The sequence below is a fragment of the Devosia sp. genome (genome assembly GCF_034675085.1).
GTDB lineage: Bacteria > Pseudomonadota > Alphaproteobacteria > Rhizobiales > Devosiaceae > Devosia.
Genome location: NZ_JAUCDN010000201.1, coordinates 1 through 6069, shown reverse-complemented (window position 1 = coordinate 6069; position 6069 = coordinate 1). Strand labels below are relative to the sequence as shown.

At 64.4% G+C, this 6069-nt stretch carries 5 protein-coding genes; 1 reads left to right on the top strand and 4 read right to left on the bottom strand.

The genetic code is table 11. The annotated features are described in order from the left end of the window. Window positions 1–57 precede the first annotated feature (57 nt). The 4 genes from VDP82_RS12545 to VDP82_RS12530 all read right to left on the bottom strand — a co-directional run bounded on the left by VDP82_RS12545 (window position 58) and on the right by VDP82_RS12530 (window position 4455). Window positions 58–930, bottom strand: a complete 873-nt coding sequence (locus VDP82_RS12545; protein WP_323015185.1) for a sugar ABC transporter permease — start codon at window positions 928–930, stop codon at window positions 58–60. A gap of 260 nt (window positions 931–1190) precedes the next feature. Further along, complete coding sequence (locus VDP82_RS12540; protein ID WP_323015184.1) at window positions 1191–2501, bottom strand: sugar ABC transporter substrate-binding protein; 1311 nt, start codon at window positions 2499–2501, stop codon at window positions 1191–1193. 156 nt (window positions 2502–2657) lie between these two features. Next, on the bottom strand, window positions 2658–3617 hold the full coding sequence (locus VDP82_RS12535; RefSeq protein ID WP_323015183.1) for a sugar-binding transcriptional regulator: 960 nt from the start codon (window positions 3615–3617) through the stop codon (window positions 2658–2660). Window positions 3618–3681: 64 nt separating this feature from the next. Beyond that, complete coding sequence (locus VDP82_RS12530) at window positions 3682–4455, bottom strand: FadR/GntR family transcriptional regulator (protein WP_323015182.1); 774 nt, start codon at window positions 4453–4455, stop codon at window positions 3682–3684. A 441-nt stretch (window positions 4456–4896) separates the two neighbouring features. Between VDP82_RS12530 and chvE the strand changes: the two genes are divergently transcribed. Beyond that, a complete protein-coding gene (chvE, locus tag VDP82_RS12525; RefSeq protein ID WP_323015181.1) occupies window positions 4897–5973 on the top strand; it encodes a multiple monosaccharide ABC transporter substrate-binding protein in 1077 nt (358 codons plus the stop codon). Window positions 5974–6069 lie beyond the last annotated feature (96 nt).

Sequence of the window (6069 nt, the reverse complement as noted above, 5' to 3'; positions counted from 1 at the left end):
GCCTGCACCCTCCCCCTTGTGGGGAGGGATGGGGAGGGGGAATGAAGGGCAGGGTACTCACGCATCGAGGTTCTTCCCCACGGCGCGCATCAGAAAGATGGCGACGATGTTGGCGATGATGACGGCGACAACGCCGCCAGCCGAGCCGGCGCCGATGTCGTTGGAGAGGATGCCGGTGCGGAACACCAGGAAGGCGATGTTGGTGGACGCATAGCCGGGGCCGCCGCCGGTGGTGACGCGGATTTCGGCAAAGATGCCCAACAGGAAGATCGTCTGGATGAGGATGACGATGGTGATGGCCCGCGCCATATGCGGCAGGATAATGAACCAGAGCCGGTTGGCCGCATTGGCGCCGTCCATCTCGGCGGCCTCGCGCTGCTCTTCGGAGAGCGACTGAAGCGCGGTGAGCAGGATCAGCGTGGCGAAGGGCAGCCATTGCCAGGCGACGATGACGATGACCGAAAACAGCGGATATTGATTGAACCAGTCCACCGGTTGCAGGCCGAAAGCCTTCCAGACATGGCCGAGCAGGCCATAGCCGGGATGCAGGAAGCCATTCTTCCAGATCAGCGCGGCCACCGGCGGCATGACGAAGAAGGGCGAGATGACGATGATGCGCAACAGGCCCTGGCCCCAGATGGGCTGATCGAGCAGGAGCGCCAGGAAGGTGCCGCCGACCACGGTGATGAGCAGCACGCCGCCCACCAGGATGAGGGTGTTCAGAAGCGACTGGACGAAGCTGGGATCGCCGATGACATAGACATAGTTCGCCCAGCCGGCGAAGCCCTGCATCATCGGGTTGAGCAGATTGTAGTTCTGGAAGCTGAACCAGAGGGTCATGACCAGCGGCACGATCATCCAGATCAACAGGACGATCACGGCGGGCGCCATCATGATGCGGGCCAAGGTGCGGGTTTGTGCGGTGGCCATGGTTCGGTTCCTAACGTCTGCGAATTCGTTTGGCTCTATCGGCCCCTCCTCTCAAGAGGGGTATATGCTTCGGACCCTTTGAAACCCATGGGCGCTGCCCCCGGACTTGATCCGGGGGGCGCTTTGGGCAAGCCCCTAGGCCGATGTGGCTCCCAATCCGGCCCTCGGGTCGAGCCCGAGGGCAGCGGCTGCGCATGAGAAAACACTTTGCCAGATCATCCGGCCAGCCGAAGCCGGCCGGATGCAGTCGCGGGAGGTCGTTACTTGATATAGCCGGCGCGGGTCATGTCGCGGGTGGTCGATTCCTGGGCCTGGGCCAGCGCGTCGTCGGCGCTCATCTGGCCGGCCAGAGCGGCCGAGAAGAGCTGGCCGACATTGGTGCCGATGCCGGCAAATTCAGGAATGGCCACGAATTGCACGCCGGTATAGGGCACGGGCTTGACCGTAGGATGGGTCGGATCGGCCGCATAGATGGAGCCCATGGTCATTTCCGCGAAGGGCGCCGCCTTCTGGTATTCGGGGTTCTCATAAAGCGAGATGCGGGTGCCCGGAGGCACGTTGGCCCAGCCATCCTTGGCGGCGACGGTGGCCAGATAATCCTTGCTGGTCGCCCAGTTGATGAATTTCTCCGCCGCGTCCTTCTGCTGGGACGAATTGGGGATGGCCAGCGACCAGGCCCAGAGCCAGTTGCCGCGCTTGCCCAGCCCGGTATCGGGAGCAAGGGCGAAGCCGACCTTGTCTGCAACGGTGGAATCGTTGGGATTGGTGACGAAGGAGGCGGCGACGGTGGCGTCGATCCACATGCCGCATTTGCCCTGCTGGAACAGGGTCAGGTTTTCGTTGAAGCCGTTGGACGAGGCGCCGGTGGGGCCGGCATCGGCCATCAGCGAGAGATAGGTGTCCAGCGTCGCTTTCCATTCGGGCTGGTCGAACTGGGGCTTCCAGTTTTCATCGAACCAGCGGGCGCCGAAGGAATTGGACATGGCGGTGAGGAAGGCCATGTTCTCGCCCCAGCCGGCCTTGCCGCGCAGGCAGATGCCGTTGATGTCGTTGGCGCGGTCGGTCATGGCGCGGGCGGCCTGGCCGATGAAGTCCCAGGTGGGGGCGTCGGGCATGGTCAGCCCCGCCTTTTCCATCAGGTCCTTGCGATACATGATGAAGGAGCTCTCGCCATAAAAGGGCGCGGCATAGAGCTTGCCCTCATAGCTAAGGCCGTTGCGGATGGGCGGCAGCAGATCGTCCACGTCATAGGCCGGGTCGGCCGAAAGCCCGTCGAGCGGCGCCAGCCAGCCCTGCTTGGCCCAGATCGGCGCCTCATAGGTGCCGATGGTCATCACGTCATACTGGCCGCCATTGGTGGCGATGTCGGTGGTGACGTTCTGGCGCAGGGTGTTTTCTTCCAGCACCACCCAGTTGAGCTCGATGCCGGTGGCTTCGGTGAAGGCGCCGGACAGGCCCTGCATGCGGATCATGTCGCCATTGTTCACCGTGGCGATGGTCAGCGTCTCCGCCGAGGCCGAGCCGGCAAGCGCCAGCGTGAGCGCGCCCACGAAAAAGGGTGTCAGTTTCATATAATCCTCCCAATGGCCGGAGCGAGCAATTGCTTCGGCTGTGGGCAATTACTCGCATATTAGACGAAAGTGTCAAGCCGCCTCAGCGGCCCCTTCTGGGGCGGCTGTGGGTAAGGCGCAGGGTGGTTTTCGAATTAATGCTGTAAAATCAGATGATTATGGGGTGCGAAGCAGGCCCTCGGCGCTGCGCTCGTCGGTGATGATGCCGTTGACGAGGCGGCGGTTGAGCATGGCGCGCATGCCGGGCAATTTTTTCTCGCCCATGGCGATTGCAATCACCTGCGAGCGTTCGCGCGAGGGAATCGGGGCCGAGGCGACACGGTCATTGATGATGCCGTCGATGAGCCGGCCATCGGCGTCGAAGGCCCAGCCGCAGATTTCGCCCACCGCGCCGGCCTTTTGCAGGCTTTTCAGCTCCTCGTCGGAAATGAAGCCGTCGAGATAGAGCGGGGCTTCGGGGCCGATATCGCCCATGCCGACAAAGGTGACATTGGCGGTGGCGGCCAGCGCCAGGGTCTGGCGGATCATCGGCTGGTCGTGCAGCAGCGCCCGCTCGCGCGCCGAGGAGGCGATCACCGGCAGCGGCATGGGAAAGCTGCGGGCCTTGACCGTATCAGCGATGTTGAAGATGACGTTGTAATAGGCGGCCGAGCCGTCCGGAGCGATATTGCCGGTGAGGGAAACCACCTTGTGGTGCGGGCAATCCATGGGCGTGAGCTGTTCGATGGCGGCCTTGAGCGTGCGGCCGGTGCCCACGGCCATCACCACCGGCTCGGGGCGGCGCAGCCAGCGCTCGATCTCGGCGGCGGCGGCCTCGGCCACCCCGATGGTGGTGGAGGAGCTGGTGGGATCGGACGGCACCACTTCGACGAAATCGAGAGCGAATCGGGATTTGAGGCGGCTGGCCAGGTCCAGGCACCGCCCGATGGGATGATCGAGCCGCACCTTGATCAGCCCCTCGCTGACCGAAAGCGAGACGAGGCGCTGCGCGGTCTGGCGGGAAATGCCGAGCTTGGCGGCGATTTCCTCCTGGGTATTGCCGGCGACGTAATAGAGCCAGCCGGCGCGGGCGGCCTCATCGAGTCGGGTATTGGAAGAGTCGGTGCGCTGCGCCATTGCCGGTCCTGTCATTCGGCGCGGATTATTCGGCCATGCGGGCTGCGCCTGCAAGGGCGTTCGTTCAGGGGCGGCCGGAAGGGCGCAGGGCGAGCTGGCTGAGGGCGACGCGGATATCGCGCTCTGTGTCTTTCAGGTGCATGCGCATGGCCTCGCCGGCGGCGCGGCCATTGCCGTCCTTGATGCAGTCGAGAATGCGCTGATGGGCGATGACGGTATCGGCCAGCGTGTGGCCGCGATGCTCGTGGCCGCGGCGGCTGATGAAGAAGCCCTCGCGCAGCGGCCGGCCCATGGCCTCGAAGAGAAAGCCCAGCACACGATTGCCGCTGGCCAGGGCCACGGCCTCGTGAAAGCCCACATCGTGGGTGTGAAAGCCATGCTCCTGCTCATAGCTCATCTCCTGGCCCGGCGCGCCCAGCATGTCGCGCATGCCCTGCAATTCGCCCTCGATGGCGGCGATGCCGGCGCGGGTGGCGCGCTTGGCGGCGAGGGTGGCCGACTGCACCTCGAGCGAGAGCCGCACCTCGATGAGGTCGAACAGCCCCTTGGGATCGTAGCGGATGACCGAGGTGAGGAAGTCGGCGAAGGCGGCGCCGTCGGGCTGGCGCACCACCGCCTTGCGCCCGCGCGCCAGCGCCAGCAGGCCCCGACCTTCCAGGAGCTTGACCGCCTCGCGGATGGTGAGGCGGCTCACATCGTGGTGCGTGGCCAGCTCGGCCTCGCTGGGCAGGCTCATCCCCGGCGCCATCTCGGTCAGGATGGTCTCGGCCAGGGCGTCGGCGACGGCCATGGCGGCGGTAGGCTGGTCGTGGCGATGCTCCGCATCCAGGGGGGTCACGTATCCTCCAAGGTATCTGATACCTTTCGCTTGTTTTTGCCCATTCGAGGTCTGATCGACCATCGCGGCGGAGCGATACGGACACGATAACGAGAGGAGCGTTGCGCCGCAACCTCCCTCAAATCATGGAATAGCGTTAATATTCGACTATCGAAAAAAATCAAGAGCGCCGGGAAAGCGGCTTTACACCGATATCTGATTATCCTAGGTTCCGCGCCATGGGCTTGGGAGGGCCCGGGGACGGCGGGGCCGTCGCGCCAGAGGAGTTGAGGTCCGCTCAGCTTGCCAAGCGCCGCAAGGCCCGATTCAGGGTTCGTCTGTCCCGGGCGGAGGGAATCGCGTCCCGCCCGCCGGCAAACAGAACCCCCGTCGGAACCCCGGGTTTTTCCCCTGATGACCATTCAACGCTTCTGAACTCGAAAGACACAAGGGAGTCGAGACGTGAAGATTTTCAAGACGCTTGCCACCGTGATGGCCGTCAGCGCCGTGGCGCTGACCGCTTCGCCGGCGGTCTTCGCCCAGGACAAGGGCCAGATCGGCATCGCCATGCCCACGCAGTCCTCGCTGCGCTGGATCTCGGACGGCAATGAGCTCAAGAGCGCCCTGGAGGGCAAGGGCTACACCGTCGACCTGCAATTCGCGGAAGACGACATCCCCAACCAGCTCGCCCAGATCGAAAACATGGTCACCAAGGGCGTCAAGGCGCTGGTGATCGGCTCGATCGACGGCACCACGCTCAGCGCCGTGCTGCAGCAGGCCGCAGATGCCGGCATCGAGGTCGTGGCCTATGACCGCCTGATCCGCGAAAGCGGCAATGTCGACTACTACACCACCTTCGACAACTTCCAGGTCGGCGTGTTGCAGGCCAATTCGCTGGTGAAGGGCCTCAAGGAGCGCTTCCCCGACACCAAGCCGTGGAATGTGGAGCTGTTCGGCGGCTCGCCCGACGACAACAACGCCTTCTTCTTCTATGACGGCGCCATGAGCGTCATCCAGCCGCTGGTCGATGCCGGCGACATCGTCATCAAGTCCGGCCAGCAGGGCATGGACACCGTCGGCACCCTGCGCTGGGACGGCGCCGTCGCCCAGGCCCGCATGGACAATATCCTCTCCGCCAATTACTCGGACGGCTCCCGCGTCGATGGCGTGCTGGCCCCCTATGACGGGCTCTCGCGCGGCATCATCTCGTCGCTGCGCGGCGTTGGCTATGGCTCGGCGGACCTGGCCTGGCCGATCATCACCGGCCAGGATGCGGAAGCACCCTCGGTGAAGGCCATCATTGCGGGCGAACAGTATTCGACCATCTACAAGGACACCCGCGAACTGGCCCGTGTCACCGCCGATCTGGTCGATACCGTCCTTTCGGGCAACACCCCGGACGGCCTGGACACCACCACCTATGACAATGGCGTCAAGGTCGTGCCGTCCATCCTGCTGACCCCCTATGAAGTCGACGCCAGCAACTACCAGGAACTGGTCATCGACTCGGGCTACATCAAGCCCGAAGAACTGCAGTAATCAGCGGTTCACGGATCGGGGGCCTCGCGGCGACGCGGGGCCCCTTTCCCGTCGGAACAGGGGGCGGTCGCCCCGGTCCGGCGCTGGTGGCGGGTC